This is a genomic window from Ochrobactrum sp. WV_118_8, from assembly GCF_039631535.1.
GTDB lineage: Bacteria > Pseudomonadota > Alphaproteobacteria > Rhizobiales > Rhizobiaceae > Brucella > Brucella anthropi.
Map to the genome: position 1 here is coordinate 847068 of NZ_JBDIUZ010000001.1, position 16026 is coordinate 863093.

Here is a 16026-nt window from a genome sequence, read left to right on the forward strand (position 1 = left end):
TGGTCATGTGCCGGTGAGATGCTATAGTGAATCGATGACGACACGGCTTTACTGGCATCCGATCTATCTCGAACATCTGACCCCGCCCGGCCATCCCGAGCGCCCGGATCGTATCCGTGCCTTGATGAGCGAATTGGAGGGGCCGGATTTCTATCGGCTCGACCGGGTGGAAGCGCCGCGCGGCGACGAGGCGTCAGTGTTGCTTGCCCATCCGGAAAAGCATCTGGAAGCCATACGCGCCGAAATACCGGAGCCTGCTTCGGACGAGGCAGCGCCAGCGCCCGTGGTGAAGCTTGACGGCGACACCTATGTCAGCCCGAAAAGTCTGGATGCAGCGCTGACGGCGATTGGTGCGGCGACAGCGGCGGTCGATGATGTCTTTTCCGGTGCTGCAAACAACGTGTTCGTTGCAGCCCGCCCGCCGGGACATCATGCTGAGCGTTCCACTGCGATGGGCTTTTGCCTTTTCAACAATATTGCGATTGCCGCCCGTCATGCACAGCAGCGTCATGGCGCGGAACGTGTCGCTATCGTCGATTGGGATGTCCATCACGGCAACGGAACGCAGGATATTTTCAAGGACGATCCAAGCGTCCTGTTCTGTTCGACGCATCAGTTTCCCTTGTATCCCGGAACGGGGTCGAAGGACGAAACCGGCGTCGGCAACATCTTCAATGCACCGCTTTCCCCCGATACGGGAAGCCGCGAATTCCGCGAGGCATTTAATAGTCGTGTATTGCCCGCTTTGGACAATTTCCGGCCAGATTTGATCCTTATTTCGGCGGGCTTCGATGCTCATTTTCGCGATCCGCTGGCCGAGCTCAATCTTGACGAAGCGGATTTTGACTGGGCGACGGGCAAACTCATGGAGCGGGCAGAAAGGTTCTGCGATCACCGGCTAGTGAGTGTGCTTGAAGGTGGATATGATCTAGAGGGCTTGTCGCAGTCCGCGTCTACGCATATTACGCGGCTGTTGAAAGGATGAATCATGGTAACCGAACCGTCCAACGCCGACATTGCAGTAATGAGCTTCGAGGATGCGTTGAAGCAGCTTGAGAAGATCGTCGACGATCTGGAGCGGGGCGACGTGCCGCTGGAAGAGTCCATTCGCATCTATGAGCGTGGCGAGGCTCTGAAAAAGCATTGCGATACGCTTCTGAAGTCTGCCGAGGACAAGGTGGAGAAGATTCGCATTGGCCGCGACGGCCAGCCGGTCGGAACCGAACCGCTCGATCCGGAATAAACTGGTCCAATAATTCTGCTCAGAACAGCGTTTTGAGCTGGGTGACATAAGGCGCGAGAATCCCGCTCAGCATGTAGGGACCTAGGCCCCAGACCAGTGTCCATCCTGCAGCTGCGACGATATTGGCCGCCAGAAAATGCAGCGGGTTCATTTTCATCGAACCCGCAACGATGCCGTTGAGCTGTCGCAGGAGCACGACGAAACGAGCCGTCGCGACCACGTAAATTCCCTTGCTGTCGAAAAGTTTCTCGAACTGTTCCAGCCGTTCAGGCGTCAGCTTGACGAGGTGCCCGTATCGCAGGATCAGGCGGCGGCCACCGAAACGGCCGATCAGGTATCCGGTGCAATCGCCAAGTACGGCGCCGATGAATACGGCAATCAGTACGGCTTCGATATTGAGCGTTCCATGCAAGGCAAGCAGCGAGCTTGCTATAAGGGCGCTCTCACCGGGCAATGGTGCACCGAAAGATTCGAAATATACGATTACGAAAAGCGCGAGCGCGCCATAGGCTGCAATATATGGTTCCAGAAAGCTCATGGATTGGCAGGTCTTTCGGCCGACAGAACTAAAAAGGCTCCGGACGAGCCGGAGCCTGAAATCTGTAACTATCACATCAGCCGATGGAACGCTTGCCGGTAATTGCGTGGTATACCCACAACACGATTATTGAGCCGATGATCGCGATAACAAGGCTGATCGGATCGAATGCGCCAGTGACGCCACGTCCAAAAAGCTGAGACGAGATCACACCGCCGACAATGGCGCCGACAATGCCGAGAGCAATATCCAGGAACAGGCCCTGGCCACTTTTATTAACGATCTTGCTGCCGATGAAGCCGGCAATCAAGCCTAGTATTATCCAGCTTATAACAGACATCTAATATCTCCCGATGCGTAAATACACTTTTGCATCACGCACTTAGGAAATTTTCACACTGCTATAAAATTTGCAAGGTATAATGCTTGTCAAATCGGGAAACCCATTTAACTTTAACTTACCGAATGCACAGTTGGCATCGGATAACAGGGAGTATCGTGTGATGGGAAGTTATGACGACAACTCAGGCAATTCGCCCATTCCCGGCGGAAGCCTCGCGAAACCGGTTCTGATTGCGCTCGGCGCCCTGCTGATCGGCAAGATGCTGAAGGGTAATAGCGAAGAGACGGAGGCCACTCAGGCGCAGCCCGTACCAGTACCGGATCAGTCGCAAGCAGGCGGCGGCCTGCTTGGCGGTATCCTTGGCGGGCTTGGTGGTCTGCTTGGCGGTGCGGCTGCCGGAAATGCCTCAGCAGCTCCCTCGGCTCCGGGTTCACTGGGCGGCGGTCTTGGCGGCCTCCTTGATCAGTTGAAACAGGCTGGCCTCGGTGAAAAGGTGGATTCCTGGGTCGGCCAGGGAACCAATCATTCAATCGAGCCGGGCCAGCTTGGCGACGCAATCGGCCAGAAAACACTGAGCGAAATTGCTCAGCACGCCGGTATCGACCAGCAGGAACTTCTGGATCAGCTGTCGCAGGTTCTGCCGGGATTGGTGGACAAGCTGACGACAAACGGACAGGTACCTGACGCCAGCTCGCTTTCCAAGCTGTTGCAGGGACGCTGACAGAATTTGCATCCTGATCGAACCGCACCGCTTGTCGGTGCGGTTTTGTTTTGGGGCTACATTCGATAAAATGACGGCGCCGCTTATATAAGCGTTGTAGAGCAATAGCTGGAGTTGCGTTGCATGAGTTTCTTTCCGTGTCCTGATCCGGTTCTTGGCGACAAGACGTCGGTAGACAGCATTGAAACGCTGGTCATTCCACGCACAAGCGACATCGGTGGACTGGAAGTGCGGCGAGCCTTGCCGACCGTGCGCCGCCGTCTGGTCGGGCCGTTCATTTTCTTTGATCGCATGGGACCCGCCGTTCTGAGGGATGGTGATGCGCTGGATGTGCGCCCGCACCCGCATATCGGACTTTCGACCGTGACCTATCTGTTTGACGGACATATCCGCCACAGAGACAGTCTCGGCACCGAAATGGTTATTCGTCCCGGTGACGCGAACCTCATGACCGCCGGTCGTGGCATCGTGCATTCCGAACGATCGCCAGAAGAGGAGCGCAACGGGCCACTGTCCATTTCCGGCATTCAGACCTGGCTCGCGCTGCCCGATGCGCTGGAAGAAATCAGCCCGGAATTTTTTCACACCAATGCGCCAGAACTGCCGGTGATGGAGGATCGCGATTTCTCCGGTCGGCTGATCATGGGCTCCATGCTGGGGCTGAAGTCTCCAGTGATCCAGCACGCCGATACGCTTTGTGCGGATATTCGTATAGAACCGAACGGGCGCTTTCCGATTCCGCCCGTGGCCGAAGAATGCGCCATCTATACGCTGCAGGGCAATGTCGGCATTGGCGGTGAGGTCTTCCCGCCGGACCGTTTGCTGGCATTCCGCCCTGGCGACGATATTGTCGTGCAGGCCGGGCCGGAAGGTGCTCATATTATGCTTTTTGGCGGTGCAACTCTCGGCTCGAAGCGCTATGTATGGTGGAACTTCGTATCCTCATCTCGAGAGAGGATAGAGCAGGCCAAGGAAGAATGGCGCAGCGGGCGTTTCGACATCGTGCCCGGTGACGAGAAGGATTTCATACCTCTGCCTGAATAATGTGGATTGCCTCCCGCTGTAGGACACGATGTCCCGCCCTGCTTGATCCTGTCGCGTTGCTGCTATACCGACAACAAAACCGAACCAGAAACAGGTTGTTTTAATGTCCCGACCCACGACCCCATTGCTTGACAAGGCGCCGATCCCGGAAGCCCTGCGCGCATTGCCGGAATCTGATCTGCCGCAGCTCGCGCAGGAATTGCGTGCAGAGCTGATCGACGTGGTTTCAACCACCGGCGGGCATCTGGGAGCGGGACTGGGAGTGGTGGAGCTGACAGTGGCATTGCACCATGTCTTCGACACACCGCACGACCGTATCATCTGGGACGTTGGTCATCAGGCTTATCCGCACAAGATTTTGACCGGGCGCCGCGACCGTATCCGCACATTGCGCCAGACCGGCGGTCTTTCGGGTTTCACCAAGCGTACTGAAAGTGAATATGATCCTTTCGGTGCTGCACATTCATCGACATCGATTTCCGCTGGCCTCGGCATGGCGGTCGCATCCGATCTTTCGGGCGAAAAGCGCAATGTTATTGCCGTCATTGGCGATGGCTCCATGTCGGCAGGCATGGCCTATGAGGCTATGAATAATGCTGGTGCGCTCGACGCGCGCCTCATTGTCATCCTCAACGATAATGATATGTCGATTGCGCCGCCGACCGGTGCGATGAGCGCCTATCTGGCGCGTCTTGTCTCCGGCAAGACCTATCGCAGCGTTCGCGAGGCCGCCAAGCAGGTCGCCAAGAAACTGCCGAAGTTTTTGCAGGACAAGGCCCGCAAATCAGAAGAATATGCGCGTGCCTTCTTTACAGGCGGCACCCTGTTCGAGGAACTTGGTTTTTACTATGTCGGTCCTATCGACGGCCATAATCTGGATCATCTGCTGCCGATCCTGAAAAACGTACGCGATACGCAGGAAGGCCCGGTGCTCATTCATGTGGTGACGCAGAAGGGCAAGGGCTATGCGCCTGCAGAAGCTGCTGCCGATAAATATCACGGCGTCAACAAGTTCGACGTCATCACCGGCAAGCAGTCGAAGCCGCCTGCAAATGCACCGAGCTACACCAAGATTTTCGGCACCAGCCTGATCGAAGAAGCCCGTCACGACGACAGAATAGTGGCAATCACCGCCGCCATGCCATCGGGCACCGGGCTTGATCTTTTTGGCGAAGTGTTTCCTCAGCGCACATTCGATGTCGGTATTGCCGAGCAACATGCGGTAACCTTCGCCGCCGGTCTGGCCAGCGAGGGCTATAAGCCCTTCTGCGCGATCTATTCCACCTTCCTGCAGCGTGGTTACGACCAGGTCGTGCATGACGTGTCGATCCAGAATCTGCCGGTGCGCTTCCCCATTGATCGCGCCGGACTGGTTGGTGCCGATGGCCCGACCCATGCAGGCTCCTTCGATACGGGCTTTCTCGCAGCTCTTCCCGGTTTTGTAGTGATGGCTGCATCGGATGAAGCCGAACTGCGCCATATGGTGCGCACGGCTGCCGAATATGATGAAGGCCCGATCTCTTTCCGCTATCCGCGTGGCGACGGTGTCGGTGTTGACCTGCCAGAGCGTGGACAACTGCTCGAAATCGGCAAGGGCCGCATCGTGCGTGAGGGTACAAAGGTCGCGCTCCTGTCCTTCGGGACGCGTTTGCAGGAATGTCTTGCCGCCGCCGATGAGCTGGGTGCTGCCGGTCTTTCGACCACGGTTGCCGATGCGCGTTTTGCCAAGCCGCTCGATCAGGATCTGATCCGTCGTCTGGCACACGAACATGAAGTACTGGTGATGGTGGAAGAAGGGGCTGTTGGCGGGTTTGCTTCCCATGTACTGCAATTCCTTGCAACCGACGGCCTTCTAGATCGTGGCCTCAAGGTGCGGGCTTTGACATTGCCGGATAGCTATCAGGACCACGGCAAGCCGGACGCTATGTATGCTGAGGCCGGTCTTGACCGGGCAGGCATCGTGCATGCGGTGTTTGCAGCTCTTGGCCGCGAGGCGGTTGCAGCGCCATTCAGCGCCTGACCGATGAGCGGAGAAACGAGCGACAAGAACCTGCGGCTCGATCAACTGCTGGTGGAGCTTGGACTGTTTGCAACGCGTTCGCGGGCGCGTGATGCAATCCAGCGCGGCACGGTCAAGGTGGACGGCAAGCCCGTCACCAAGCCGGGCCAGACGGTTTTGCGCACCGCAAAGATCGCCGTGGATGATCCGGCGAGTGCTTATGTTTCTCGCGCTGCCTTGAAGCTTATCGCGGCGCTTGACCATTTCGAGCTTGATGTGAAGGGGCGCACCGCGCTCGACATAGGCGCATCGACAGGCGGTTTCACGCAAGTTTTGCTGGAGCGCGGCGCAAGTCATGTTCTTGCCATCGATGTCGGCCACGACCAGTTGCACGAGACCCTGCGCGCCGATCCACGCGTCACCAACAAGGAAGGGCTCAACGCTCGTGCGCTGGAACTTTCCCATCTCGATGGACGCGAAATCGATTGCGTGGTTTCGGACGTGAGTTTTATTTCGCTGAAACTCGCCTTGCCTCCGGCATTGGCCTTTGCGCAAAAAGGTGCTATCTGCGCGCTTCTCGTAAAGCCGCAATTTGAAGCGGGCCGCGAGGCTATCGGCAAGGGCGGCATTTTGCGCGATCCGAAAGATGGCGAACGCATAGCAGAAGAACTGAAATCATGGCTTGAGACGCTGCCCGGCTGGCGCGCGCTCGGCCTCTGCCCGTCGCCCATCGAAGGCGGCGATGGCAATCGTGAATATCTCCTGGCAGGAAAGAAGGACCAATGACGACGCAATTAACAATCCGCTCGATTGGTGCGGGCGGCGATGGCGTCGCCAACCTTCCTGATGGCCAGATTTATGTGCCTTTCACACTGCCGGGCGAAGTGGCCAATGTTGCGCGCGACAAGAACCGCGCGACGGTTATGGCGCTTCTCGAAACATCGCCTGAACGGCAGGCGCCTGCCTGCCAGCATTTCGAGGATTGCGGCGGCTGCGCGCTGCAGCATTGGCAGGATGAACCCTATCGCCTGTGGAAGCGAGAACTGGTTGTCTCCGCGCTGAAGGGCAGGGGGATCGACACGGAGGTTGCGCCTCTGGTGGCTTGCCAGCCGCGCACACGCCGCCGTGCTGTTTTTGCGGCGCGCAAGACGGAGAAGGGCGTGTTGCTCGGCTTCAACCGTCACCTCAGCCATGAAATCATCGATATCGTCGAATGCGCGGTAACCGTTCCGGAAATCATTGCGCGGCTTGACGATCTGCGTGAAGTCGGGGCCTTGATTGCACCCGGCTCCAAACCGTTCAAGCTGGCAGCGACGCAGACGGAATCCGGCCTCGATCTTGCGGCAAGCGGTTGCGGTAAGCTGAGCGATGAGCAACGGCGCGCGCTGACCGCGCTTGTCATGAAAAAGGGCTTTGCGCGCCTTTCGCATGAAGGCGAGATCATCGTGGAGCCGAAGAAGCCGCTCATCCATTTCGGCAAGGTTCCGGTTCCGGTTCCGCCGGGTTGCTTCTTGCAGGCAACTGCCGATGCCGAGGAAGCAATGGTTTCGCTCGTCCTTTCGCATCTTGGCAAAGCAAAACGCGTTGCAGATCTCTTCTGCGGTGTCGGCACATTTGCGCTGCGGATTGCAGAAAAAAGTGCAGTTCATGCCGTTGAAAACGACGCGCTGGCCCTTGCAGCTCTCGACCGTGGCGTGCGCCATGTGCAGGGATTGAAGCCCGTTTCAGTCGAACGTCGCGACCTGTTTCGCCGTCCGCTGATGCCGAAGGAGTTGCTGCCTTATAACGCCGTGGTTTTCGATCCTCCGCGCGCAGGTGCGGAAGAACAGGCGCTTGAACTGGCAAAATCCAAGGTGGAGAAGGTTGTCGCGGTTTCGTGCAATCCGGTGACGCTCGCCCGCGATCTGGCCATTCTGGTGAAGGGCGGCTATCGCGTCACGCGCGTCACGCCGATTGACCAGTTCCTCTGGTCGCCACATGTTGAGGCCGTGGCGACACTGGTGAAGAAGTGAGCGTTTAAATCAACGCCCAATCCACCGCCGCTTCTGCATGTAGGCGCGTCGTATCGAATACCGGCACGGGGCTATCCTGCTGACCGATGAGCAACATGATTTCGGTGCAGCCGAGAATGATGGCTCTAGCCCCGCGCTCAACCAGACGATTGATGACGGCGCGGTATTTTTCGCGTGACGCATCGCGTATTTCGCCGACGACCAGTTCCTGATAGATGATGTCATGCACGGTTTTGCGGTCGGCATCGTCGGGCGTCAGAACCTCAAGCCCATGTTTGGCTACGAGGCGGCCTTTGTAGAAATCCTGCTCCATCGTGAAGGCGGTGCCTAGGAGCCCGACTTTGGACAAGCCTGCGGCCTTGATCTTCTCCGCCGTCGGGTCAGCAATATGCACAAGGGGGATCGATGTGGCGTTTTCAACGTCAGCGGCCATTTTATGCATGGTGTTGGTGCAGATCAGGATGAAATCCGCGCCACCCTTTTCAAGGTTCTGCGCGGCCTCGATCATAAGTCTGGTCAGCTCTTCCCATTTGCCTTGATGCTGAAGCTGCTCGATTTCACCAAAATCCATCGACCACATCAGGCTCTTGGCGGAGTGCGTGCCGCCGAGCCGTGCGCGGATTTCCTGATTGATGATGCGATAATATTCCTGCGAGCTTTCCCAGCTCATCCCGCCTATAAGCCCGATCGTCTTCATCACCCCCTCCCGGATAAAATTAAGGGCGGATCACTCCGCCCTTGTTACTCGGTTTTGTGTTTTGGGCGAAAGCCGCAATCACATCTTTTCGATGATCTTCTGGTCGCCTTCATGCGCCTTGCCGTTGGCAGCGATAATGGCGGGAACGATGTCCTCCGCCTTGTTGATGACCAGCGGCTTTACCTGATGTGCGGTGTGCAGGAAGCCTTCGGTCGTCATGTGCTCAAGAAGCGAAAGCATAGGCTGCCAGAAATTGTTGATGTTAGCGAACACCATCGGCTTGCGATGCTTGCCGAGCTGCGCCCAGGTCATCATTTCCACGATTTCCTCAACCGTGCCGATGCCGCCGGGAAGGGTGACGAACGCATCCGACTTCTGGAACATGAGGTGTTTGCGCTCATGCATGTCACCCACGACGATAAGTTCGGTGAGCTGTTCGGCCTTTTCAAGGCTCGCTTCCTTGTCGAGCAGGAAGGTCGGAATGATGCCGGTGACTTCGCCGCCGGCCTCCATCACGCCTTGCGCAACCGCGCCCATGATGCCGCGCGTGCCGCCGCCATAAACTAGGCGCAGACCATGTTCGGCGATGGACCGGCCGAGCGTGACGCCCGCTTCGCGATAGATGGGATTCAGGCCCGTAGACGAGCCGCAATAAACACAGATGGATCGAATCTCAGACATGATTTTCTTGTGCGCTTTTGACCTTTCAGCGTCAAGCGTCTGCGATTTCATTTTGCAGTGAAGATTGCCGTCAGTGAGCCGTTTACGTCAGGTTCCGGGTGGACATTCACAGTGATTGTTATATCTCAATCCGTATGTACTCCAGATTGAGAAGTGGATTGGATATGAAGAACTGGGTTGTGTTTCTCGGGCTCACCTTTGCCGCATCATCCGCATCGGCTGGCGAGATCAACATCAAACTGCCGGACGATACCGAAGTAACGACCAACTCCGTTCTGTATAAATGTGGCGAGAAGAATGTCTCGGTAACCTACTACAATGCTGGTGATATTTCGCTTGCTGAACTGGAGCTTGAAGACGAGACTATTGTCGCTTCCAACGTCATTTCAGGGTCTGGAGCCAAATATGCCGGTGGCGTCTATATCTGGTGGACCAAGGGCGAAACGGCCGATCTCTATAACCTTATGGACGATCCGGACCAATCAAAGCCGACAAACTGTGTAGAACAGTAACCTAGCTAATAAAAAGCCTCGTACCTTTTGCTGTTTCGGTGCAGATTCCTTGTAGGGGGAAGCCAAAAGCTATAAACCCGCTATTATAGTCTCTGGCGTGGATTTCGAAACGAAATGCAAAAGAACAGTTTAGGATTGCTCGGTATCGGGCTCGTCGCAATCGTCGTCGGGCTCGGCCTCTATTGGAATGCAACACGATCCCGCGTTGAAGCCCCGCAACCTAATGCCACTGCACCAGCTTCGAGCAATGCGCCAGCGCAGCCAGAAGCAACGCCATCCGAGACGAAGACGCCAGACGCCGCCAAGCCTGCGGGCGATGTTGCGGCAAACGATGCGAAGCCGCAAGGCGTGCAATCCGAAGAGCCAGCCAAGCAGGCTGATGCCGCTCCCGCAGAGCAGGCCAGCAAAACGCCGGTTTTCGACCTCCTTCGTGTCGAGCCTGACGGTTCGGTCGTGATCGCAGGCAAGTCCCTTCCCAACGCTGATGTCGAGGTTGTCGCAGGTGCCACCGTTGTGGGCAAAGCCAAGGCCGGAGCCAGTGGGGATTTTGCCATTGTTCTGGATGATCCTTTGAAGGCAGGTGATCATCAGCTGGTCTTGCGTTCAACTGGTGCTGACAACAATGTCGCTACTTCCGCGCAGACCGCCATCGTGTCGGTGCCTGAAACCAAATCGGGGCAGGTGCTGGCGCTGGTTGAGGAGCCGGGGCAGGCGAGCCGCCTGATTACCAAGCCAGAAACGGCAGAGAAGCCACAGGACAATGCGGAAGCTAACCCTGCAGCTGCGACCAAGGCAGACAAGCCGGAAGCCAAACCTGCACAGGATTTGCCGATTGCAATCGAGGCTGTGGAGATTGAAGGTCAGGCTGTTTTCGTGGCGGGTAAAGCCAAGGGCGGCAATCGCGTGATCGTCCACGCCAATGATGCATTGCTTGGCGCAAGCCTCATTTCGCCTGATGGCCGTTTCCTCGTGCAGAGCAAACAACCGCTCAGCGTTGGTGATTACATCATTCGCGCCGACCTGCTCGACAATGCCAATCAGGTTCTGGCCACAGCCCGCGTCCCGTTCCGTCGCGAAGCTGGCGAGAATATCTCGGCTGTTGCTTCCGACACGGACGGTCAGACGGCGGCTGCATCGGAAGCGATTGGTGATAAGGCCGCTTCGTCGGCAACTCCACTGCAGAAAGTCGATGGCTCCGTCATCATTCGGCGTGGGGATAATCTCTGGACGATTTCCAAGCGCGCCTATGGCAAGGGTACGCGATATACGACGATCTATCTCGCCAACCGCGACCAGATCCGCAATCCAGATCTCATCTGGCCGGGTCAGGTATTCAACATGCCAAAGGAACCCTTGGGCGATGGCGAAGCCAAGCGCCAGTTGGAAGATCGCGCTAACTGACGGAGAGTTCATGGAACTGAAGCGCGGCTCCCAACGCAGGGAGGTGCGCTTCAGCAATAAACGTCAGTCACGATAGTGTGTTTCCGCTTTGGCGGTCTTTTCTGGAATGAACGTCTCCAAATCTTGAACTTCTGAGCATAATCGTATATCGTCGATATACGATGAAGATAGTTCTGGACAAAAGCTCGACCGAAACTGTCGCCGATCTGGCGCAGCTCGGCATTGACGATGAAGCGGCAGCGCGCATTTGCGCCGCGCTGGGCCATCCTGTCCGCATTCGCATTATCCGCCAGTTGATGATGGAGGACGCCTGCTGCTGCAAGGATATTGTCGGCAAGCTCGACCTTGCGCAATCGACGGTTTCCCAACACCTCAAGGTCCTCGTGCAGGCTGGTCTTATCGACTATCGGCCTGAGCGCCAGTCCTCGCGTTACAGCGTCAACTGGCAGCAACTAAACGCTGTCCGCACGCATTTTGCTTCCTTTAAGAGCAGATGCTGCGGCTAGAGCATGTCTCCCGAAAGTGTGAACCGGTTTCGGGAGAAAGACATGCTTGAAAACAAAGAGATAGAGCGCATCTCGAAAAGCTCGAAGTGGCTTTCGGAAGCGATGCGTCAATACAAATAGATAGAGCGATGACGGAGTTTCATCTCGTACGAAATCGCTTGAGCCCACCGACTTGAAAGAACGCACCATGAGTTCCCCCAAAACGGTTTCCGCCGACTCCGGCGAAACGTTCAAGACACTGCGAAATCTCTGGCCCTATATGTGGCCGTCCGACAGGCCCGATCTGCGTATGCGCGTCGTCTGGGCCACGTTCTATCTGGTGATTTCCAAGATCGTGCTCATCCTCGTGCCCTATTTCTTCAAATGGGTGACGAATGCCTTGACCGGTCAATTGAACCCGCCGGATTATATCCCGCTGTTTCTGGTCGGCGCAGTGATGCTTGTGCTGGCTTATAACGGCGCCAAGATCGTACAGGCCGGCCTCAACCAGCTTCGCGATGCATTGTTTGCAAGCGTCGGGCAATATGCGGTGCGCCAGCTGGCCTACCGAACCTTCGTGCACATGCACCAGCTGTCGCTCAGGTTCCATCTAGAACGGCGTACGGGCGGGCTTTCGCGGGTTATCGAGCGCGGCACCAAGGGCATCGAAACGATTGTTCGTTTCACGATCCTCAACACCCTGCCCACCATTCTCGAATTTGCACTGACGGCGGTGATTTTCGCTTTCGCTTACGGCATTTCCTATCTGCTCGTGGTCGCGGCGACGGTCTGGCTCTATACCTGGTTTACGATCAAGGCGAGCGACTGGCGCATCAATATTCGCCGCGAAATGAACGACTCCGATACGGATGCCAACACCAAGGCAATCGACTCGCTGCTCAACTTCGAAACGGTCAAATATTTCGGCAACGAGAACATGGAAGCAAAGCGCTTCGATGCTTCGATGGCTCGCTATGAAAAGGCTGCAACCCAGACCTGGACGTCGCTTGGCTGGCTGAACTTCGGTCAGGCCGTTATCTTTGGTGTCGGCATGGCGGTGGTCATGGTCATGTCGGCGTTGGAAGTCCGGGCCGGAACGCAATCCATCGGCGATTTCGTTTTCATCAATGCCATGCTGATGCAGCTATCCATCCCGCTCAATTTCATCGGTTTCATCTATCGCGAAATCCGTCAGGGTTTGACCGATATCGAGCAGATGTTCGATCTCCTCGATGTGAAGCAGGAAGTCGTCGACAAGCCCAATGCACCAGCATTGAAAATCGATCACGGCGCAATCCGTTTCGATGATGTGCATTTTGCCTATGATGCGAACCGCCCGATCCTCAAGGGCATCAGTTTTGAAGTTCCGGCAGGAAAGACGGTAGCGATAGTCGGACCGTCGGGTGCCGGTAAATCCACGATCTCGCGACTGCTGTTTCGCTTCTATGATGTCCAGTCGGGATCGGTTTCCATCGACGGGCAGGACGTTCGCGACGTCACGCAGGAAAGCCTGCGCAAGGTCATCGGCATGGTGCCGCAGGACACTGTGCTGTTCAACGATACGATCGCTTACAACATTCGTTATGGCCGTCCTGATGCCACGACCGAAGAAGTGGAAAAGGCGGCTGAGCTGGCGCAGATTTCCGGCTTCATCAAGCATCTGCCGGAAGGCTATCAGGCCATGGTTGGCGAACGCGGCCTCAAGCTTTCGGGCGGTGAGAAACAGCGTGTCGCGATTGCCCGCACGATCCTGAAAGCGCCTCCAATCCTGATACTCGATGAGGCGACCTCCGCGCTCGATACCGCGACCGAGCAGGAAATCCAGTCTGCACTCGACATCGTTAGCCGTGGGCGTACCACGCTTGTCATCGCGCACCGTCTGTCGACCGTCATCAGTGCGGATGAGATCATCGTTCTGAAGGACGGTCTGATTGCCGAGCGCGGCACTCACCGCATGCTTCTCAAGCATAAGGGGCTTTACGCGTCCATGTGGGCTCGTCAGCGCGAGGCGGATGAGGCGGAAGAGCGTCTGCGTCAGGTTCGCGAAAGCGACGAATTGGGTATCGTCACACGTGGTGTTCCGGCGGCGGAATAGGCAGTTTATCGGCAGCTAGTTATATTAGGGCGCGATCACGTGCCCTAACAGCCGTGAATAATTTGCGAAATGGATTTCGATTCTGAACAGGATGAGGTAAATAACGGCCAAACTCAAAGGAAGAGCGATGAGCCTTACTGACACCATCCGCAATACTTTCGTGCCGATCCATCGGGAAGGCTATCCGTTTATCGCGGGCTTTTTCGTGGTTTCGCTAATTCTGGGCTGGCTTTGGGACCCGTTGTTCTGGATCGGCATGGTGCTGACCGTCTGGTGCATCTACTTCTATCGTGATCCGGAGCGCGTGACGCCGATGGACGACGATCTGGTCATCAGCCCCGCTGACGGCAAGGTTTCCTTCGTCGGTCCGGCTGTGCCACCAGCCGAGCTGGATCTTGGCGCTGAACCACGCATGCGCGTGTCGGTTTTCATGAATGTGTTCTCGGTTCACATCAACCGGTCTCCGGTGCGTGGCAAGATCGAGAAGGTCGTGCATCGTCCGGGCAAGTTCCTCAACGCGGAACTGGACAAGGCCAGCACGGAAAATGAACGCAACAGCGTCCTTATCGAAAGCCCGCATGGCAAGATCGGTGTTGTCCAGATTGCCGGTCTGGTCGCGCGGCGCATCGTTTGCTGGTCGAACGAGGATGATGATTTGTCCGTGGGCGAGCGGTTCGGCCTGATCCGTTTCGGATCGCGCGTCGATGTGTATCTTCCTGCCGATGCGACCGTTCGTGTTGCAGTTGGCCAGACGGCAGTCGCAGGCGAAACCGTGCTCGCCGATTATGGCAGCGTGCGCGGCGAGCCCGTGGTGCGGATCGGCTGAGCCGATGGAAACGCCTTTTCCGCCTTTTGAGCCCAATGGCCGCGTGGATTTATCGCGCGGCCCAAAGCTGTCGCAGATACCGCTGCGTATCGTCATTCCCAATGTCATAACAGTTCTCGCCATCTGTGCTGGTCTTACCGGCATCCGTCTGGCTTTCGAGAACCGCTTCGAGCTTGCCGTCGTGATGGTGCTCGTCGCAGCCTTTCTCGATGGCATTGATGGGCGCGTTGCTCGCATGATGAAGGGATCATCGAAGTTCGGCGCGCAGATGGATTCGCTCGCCGATATCGTCAATTTCGGTGTCGCGCCCGCTCTGGTGCTCTATGCCTTCATGCTCGATCAGGCGCGCTCGTTCGGCTGGATTGCTGCACTTCTTTATGCCATCGCCTGCTGCCTGCGGCTTGCGCGTTTCAATGTCATGCTCGAAGACCCGAACCGTCCGGCATGGCAGAGCAACTATTTCATCGGTGTGCCTGCACCGGCAGGCGCCATGCTTGTCCTGTTGCCGGTCTACCTCGGCTTTCTTGGTCTGACACCAACGCGGGCGCTCGCTTTCGGTGTGGCGATCTATACCGTCGCAATCGCGTTTCTGCTTGTAAGCCGCTTGCCGGTCTATAACGGTAAGTCCGCCGGAAGCCTTGTCCGGCGCGATATCGTCATGCCGCTCATCCTGTTCGTGGTGGTTTACGTCGCGTTCCTGATGAGCTTTACCTGGCAGACATTGAGCCTCACGGCGCTCGCCTATCTCGTGTTTCTTCCGTTCAGTCTGGCTGCCTGGAACAAGCGCGAAGCTGCTGACCGAAAAGCGGAGGAAGAAGCCGGAACCGAAGAGGATACACCGTCAGAGGAAAACTGATGGCAATGCCTGTTTGATGAAACCAACGCGCTCCTCGACCGATGATTTTGGCAGGAGCGCGATTTCATATCCAAGCCGTTTGTAGGTTTTATCCATCGCCTCGAATGTGCGTGCGGCTTCCTCGAAATCCTGCTTCCGCTCGGCATCCTGACCAAAGATTTCCGCCCATGGCGGAGCAAGAAACACTGTTCTGTTGTACTGAAACTGCCGTGCGGCTTCTTCCATATGCTGCGGAACGGGCAGGTTACACAACATCAGATAGCCGATTACGTCAGGAACACCGCGGTCGAAGAGGACCGTCCCACGCTGTTGTTCCGCCATCGTGTGCGAGCGCATTTCCCATGAAAGCATAAGCTCCGCAAAAAGCGCGCGATCACTCCAGGGCAGCGCATTTCCGCCGATGGCGACCTGATCCTGAATGATGGCACGTCCAGCCTCCACAGTGCGGGGAAAGCCCTGCCTTTCGAGTGCATCGATCAGTGTGCTTTTGCCTGATCCGGGCCCGCCGCTGATAATAATGAAACGCTGGTGATCTTTGATCATAAGTTCTCCAATAGCAAAGGGAACGCGCAC

Annotated in this window: 18 protein-coding genes; 13 read left to right on the forward strand and 5 right to left on the reverse strand. The window is 56.8% G+C overall.

Features of this window, described 5'->3' with window-relative positions; all coding sequences use genetic code 11:
- Positions 1-34 precede the first annotated feature (34 nt).
- Positions 35-985 carry a histone deacetylase family protein gene (locus ABDF71_RS03990; RefSeq protein ID WP_040129795.1) on the forward strand — a complete coding sequence of 317 codons (951 nt, stop codon included), beginning with the start codon at positions 35-37 and terminating at the stop codon, positions 983-985.
- A 3-nt stretch (positions 986-988) separates the two neighbouring features.
- Entirely contained in the window at positions 989-1243 is a 255-nt protein-coding gene (locus tag ABDF71_RS03995; protein WP_002963588.1) for an exodeoxyribonuclease VII small subunit, read from the forward strand.
- Positions 1244-1262: 19 nt separating this feature from the next.
- Here the strand turns inward: ABDF71_RS03995 and ABDF71_RS04000 are convergent, their stop codons facing one another.
- Positions 1263-1781, reverse strand: coding sequence for a DedA family protein (locus tag ABDF71_RS04000; protein WP_012090815.1), 519 nt, complete (start codon positions 1779-1781; stop codon positions 1263-1265).
- Positions 1782-1857: 76 nt separating this feature from the next.
- Complete coding sequence (locus ABDF71_RS04005; protein WP_006466196.1) at positions 1858-2121, reverse strand: GlsB/YeaQ/YmgE family stress response membrane protein; 264 nt, start codon at positions 2119-2121, stop codon at positions 1858-1860.
- A 163-nt stretch (positions 2122-2284) separates the two neighbouring features.
- Between ABDF71_RS04005 and ABDF71_RS04010 the strand changes: the two genes are divergently transcribed.
- The 5 genes from ABDF71_RS04010 (at position 2285) to ABDF71_RS04030 (ending at position 7900) form a co-directional block, all read left to right on the forward strand.
- Entirely contained in the window at positions 2285-2845 is a 561-nt protein-coding gene (locus ABDF71_RS04010) for a YidB family protein (protein WP_012090816.1), read from the forward strand.
- 123 nt (positions 2846-2968) lie between these two features.
- On the forward strand, positions 2969-3889 hold the full coding sequence (locus ABDF71_RS04015) for a pirin family protein (RefSeq protein WP_151615818.1): 921 nt from the start codon (positions 2969-2971) through the stop codon (positions 3887-3889).
- A gap of 103 nt (positions 3890-3992) precedes the next feature.
- Positions 3993-5909, forward strand: coding sequence for a 1-deoxy-D-xylulose-5-phosphate synthase (gene dxs / locus ABDF71_RS04020; protein ID WP_151615817.1), 1917 nt, complete (start codon positions 3993-3995; stop codon positions 5907-5909).
- Between the two features lie 3 nt (positions 5910-5912).
- The gene (locus ABDF71_RS04025) at positions 5913-6674 is read left to right on the forward strand and encodes a TlyA family RNA methyltransferase (protein ID WP_012090819.1); all 762 of its coding nucleotides are present in this window, start codon (positions 5913-5915) and stop codon (positions 6672-6674) included.
- Positions 6671-7900 carry a class I SAM-dependent RNA methyltransferase gene (locus ABDF71_RS04030; protein ID WP_151615816.1) on the forward strand — a complete coding sequence of 410 codons (1230 nt, stop codon included), beginning with the start codon at positions 6671-6673 and terminating at the stop codon, positions 7898-7900. The genes ABDF71_RS04025 and ABDF71_RS04030 overlap by 4 nt, the downstream gene beginning before the upstream one ends.
- Positions 7901-7904: 4 nt before the next feature.
- Here the strand turns inward: ABDF71_RS04030 and ABDF71_RS04035 are convergent, their stop codons facing one another.
- Together ABDF71_RS04035 and ABDF71_RS04040 are read right to left on the reverse strand one after the other, a co-directional pair.
- Positions 7905-8597 (reverse strand): aspartate/glutamate racemase family protein, encoded by a 693-nt coding sequence (locus ABDF71_RS04035; protein ID WP_012090821.1) that lies wholly within the window; start codon positions 8595-8597, stop codon positions 7905-7907.
- A gap of 78 nt (positions 8598-8675) precedes the next feature.
- Positions 8676-9278, reverse strand: a complete 603-nt coding sequence (locus tag ABDF71_RS04040; protein ID WP_041545285.1) for an LOG family protein — start codon at positions 9276-9278, stop codon at positions 8676-8678.
- A gap of 164 nt (positions 9279-9442) precedes the next feature.
- Here ABDF71_RS04040 and ABDF71_RS04045 point away from each other — a divergent pair, with 164 nt between their 5' ends.
- From ABDF71_RS04045 to pssA, 6 genes are all read left to right on the forward strand, one after another.
- Positions 9443-9790, forward strand: coding sequence for an MliC family protein (locus ABDF71_RS04045; RefSeq protein ID WP_029925558.1), 348 nt, complete (start codon positions 9443-9445; stop codon positions 9788-9790).
- Between the two features lie 114 nt (positions 9791-9904).
- Positions 9905-11191: an Ig-like domain-containing protein gene (locus ABDF71_RS04050; RefSeq protein ID WP_151615814.1), complete on the forward strand. Its 1287-nt coding sequence runs from the start codon at positions 9905-9907 to the stop codon at positions 11189-11191.
- A gap of 161 nt (positions 11192-11352) precedes the next feature.
- Positions 11353-11697: an ArsR/SmtB family transcription factor gene (locus ABDF71_RS04055; protein ID WP_010658373.1), complete on the forward strand. Its 345-nt coding sequence runs from the start codon at positions 11353-11355 to the stop codon at positions 11695-11697.
- Between the two features lie 187 nt (positions 11698-11884).
- The gene (locus tag ABDF71_RS04060; protein WP_029925553.1) at positions 11885-13771 is read left to right on the forward strand and encodes an ABCB family ABC transporter ATP-binding protein/permease; all 1887 of its coding nucleotides are present in this window, start codon (positions 11885-11887) and stop codon (positions 13769-13771) included.
- 127 nt (positions 13772-13898) lie between these two features.
- On the forward strand, positions 13899-14597 hold the full coding sequence (locus ABDF71_RS04065; protein WP_012090826.1) for a phosphatidylserine decarboxylase: 699 nt from the start codon (positions 13899-13901) through the stop codon (positions 14595-14597).
- Between the two features lie 4 nt (positions 14598-14601).
- Positions 14602-15453, forward strand: a complete 852-nt coding sequence (pssA, locus tag ABDF71_RS04070; RefSeq protein WP_012090827.1) for a CDP-diacylglycerol--serine O-phosphatidyltransferase — start codon at positions 14602-14604, stop codon at positions 15451-15453.
- On the opposite strand, the gene ABDF71_RS04075 is transcribed toward pssA, so the two are convergent.
- A complete protein-coding gene (locus ABDF71_RS04075; protein ID WP_012090828.1) occupies positions 15439-15996 on the reverse strand; it encodes an AAA family ATPase in 558 nt (185 codons plus the stop codon). The genes pssA and ABDF71_RS04075 overlap by 15 nt on opposite strands.
- Positions 15997-16026: the final 30 nt, after the last annotated feature.

Bases quoted from the DNA above. Each gene is read 5' to 3' on its own strand.
- ABDF71_RS04055 (WP_010658373.1), top strand. From the start codon at position 11,353: ATGAAGATAGTTCTGGACAAAAGCTCGACCGAAACTGTCGCCGATCTG.
- ABDF71_RS04075 (WP_012090828.1), bottom strand. From the start codon at position 15,996: ATGATCAAAGATCACCAGCGTTTCATTATTATCAGCGGCGGGCCCGGA.
- ABDF71_RS03995 (WP_002963588.1), top strand. From the start codon at position 989: ATGGTAACCGAACCGTCCAACGCCGACATTGCAGTAATGAGCTTCGAG.
- ABDF71_RS04065 (WP_012090826.1), top strand. From the start codon at position 13,899: ATGAGCCTTACTGACACCATCCGCAATACTTTCGTGCCGATCCATCGG.
- ABDF71_RS04005 (WP_006466196.1), bottom strand. From the start codon at position 2,121: ATGTCTGTTATAAGCTGGATAATACTAGGCTTGATTGCCGGCTTCATC.
- ABDF71_RS04000 (WP_012090815.1), bottom strand. From the start codon at position 1,781: ATGAGCTTTCTGGAACCATATATTGCAGCCTATGGCGCGCTCGCGCTT.
- dxs (WP_151615817.1), top strand. From the start codon at position 3,993: ATGTCCCGACCCACGACCCCATTGCTTGACAAGGCGCCGATCCCGGAA.
- ABDF71_RS04030 (WP_151615816.1), top strand. From the start codon at position 6,671: ATGACGACGCAATTAACAATCCGCTCGATTGGTGCGGGCGGCGATGGC.
- ABDF71_RS04015 (WP_151615818.1), top strand. From the start codon at position 2,969: ATGAGTTTCTTTCCGTGTCCTGATCCGGTTCTTGGCGACAAGACGTCG.
- ABDF71_RS04025 (WP_012090819.1), top strand. From the start codon at position 5,913: ATGAGCGGAGAAACGAGCGACAAGAACCTGCGGCTCGATCAACTGCTG.
- ABDF71_RS04050 (WP_151615814.1), top strand. From the start codon at position 9,905: ATGCAAAAGAACAGTTTAGGATTGCTCGGTATCGGGCTCGTCGCAATC.
- ABDF71_RS04045 (WP_029925558.1), top strand. From the start codon at position 9,443: ATGAAGAACTGGGTTGTGTTTCTCGGGCTCACCTTTGCCGCATCATCC.
- ABDF71_RS04010 (WP_012090816.1), top strand. From the start codon at position 2,285: ATGGGAAGTTATGACGACAACTCAGGCAATTCGCCCATTCCCGGCGGA.
- ABDF71_RS04040 (WP_041545285.1), bottom strand. From the start codon at position 9,278: ATGTCTGAGATTCGATCCATCTGTGTTTATTGCGGCTCGTCTACGGGC.
- ABDF71_RS03990 (WP_040129795.1), top strand. From the start codon at position 35: ATGACGACACGGCTTTACTGGCATCCGATCTATCTCGAACATCTGACC.
- ABDF71_RS04060 (WP_029925553.1), top strand. From the start codon at position 11,885: ATGAGTTCCCCCAAAACGGTTTCCGCCGACTCCGGCGAAACGTTCAAG.
- pssA (WP_012090827.1), top strand. From the start codon at position 14,602: ATGGAAACGCCTTTTCCGCCTTTTGAGCCCAATGGCCGCGTGGATTTA.
- ABDF71_RS04035 (WP_012090821.1), bottom strand. From the start codon at position 8,597: ATGAAGACGATCGGGCTTATAGGCGGGATGAGCTGGGAAAGCTCGCAG.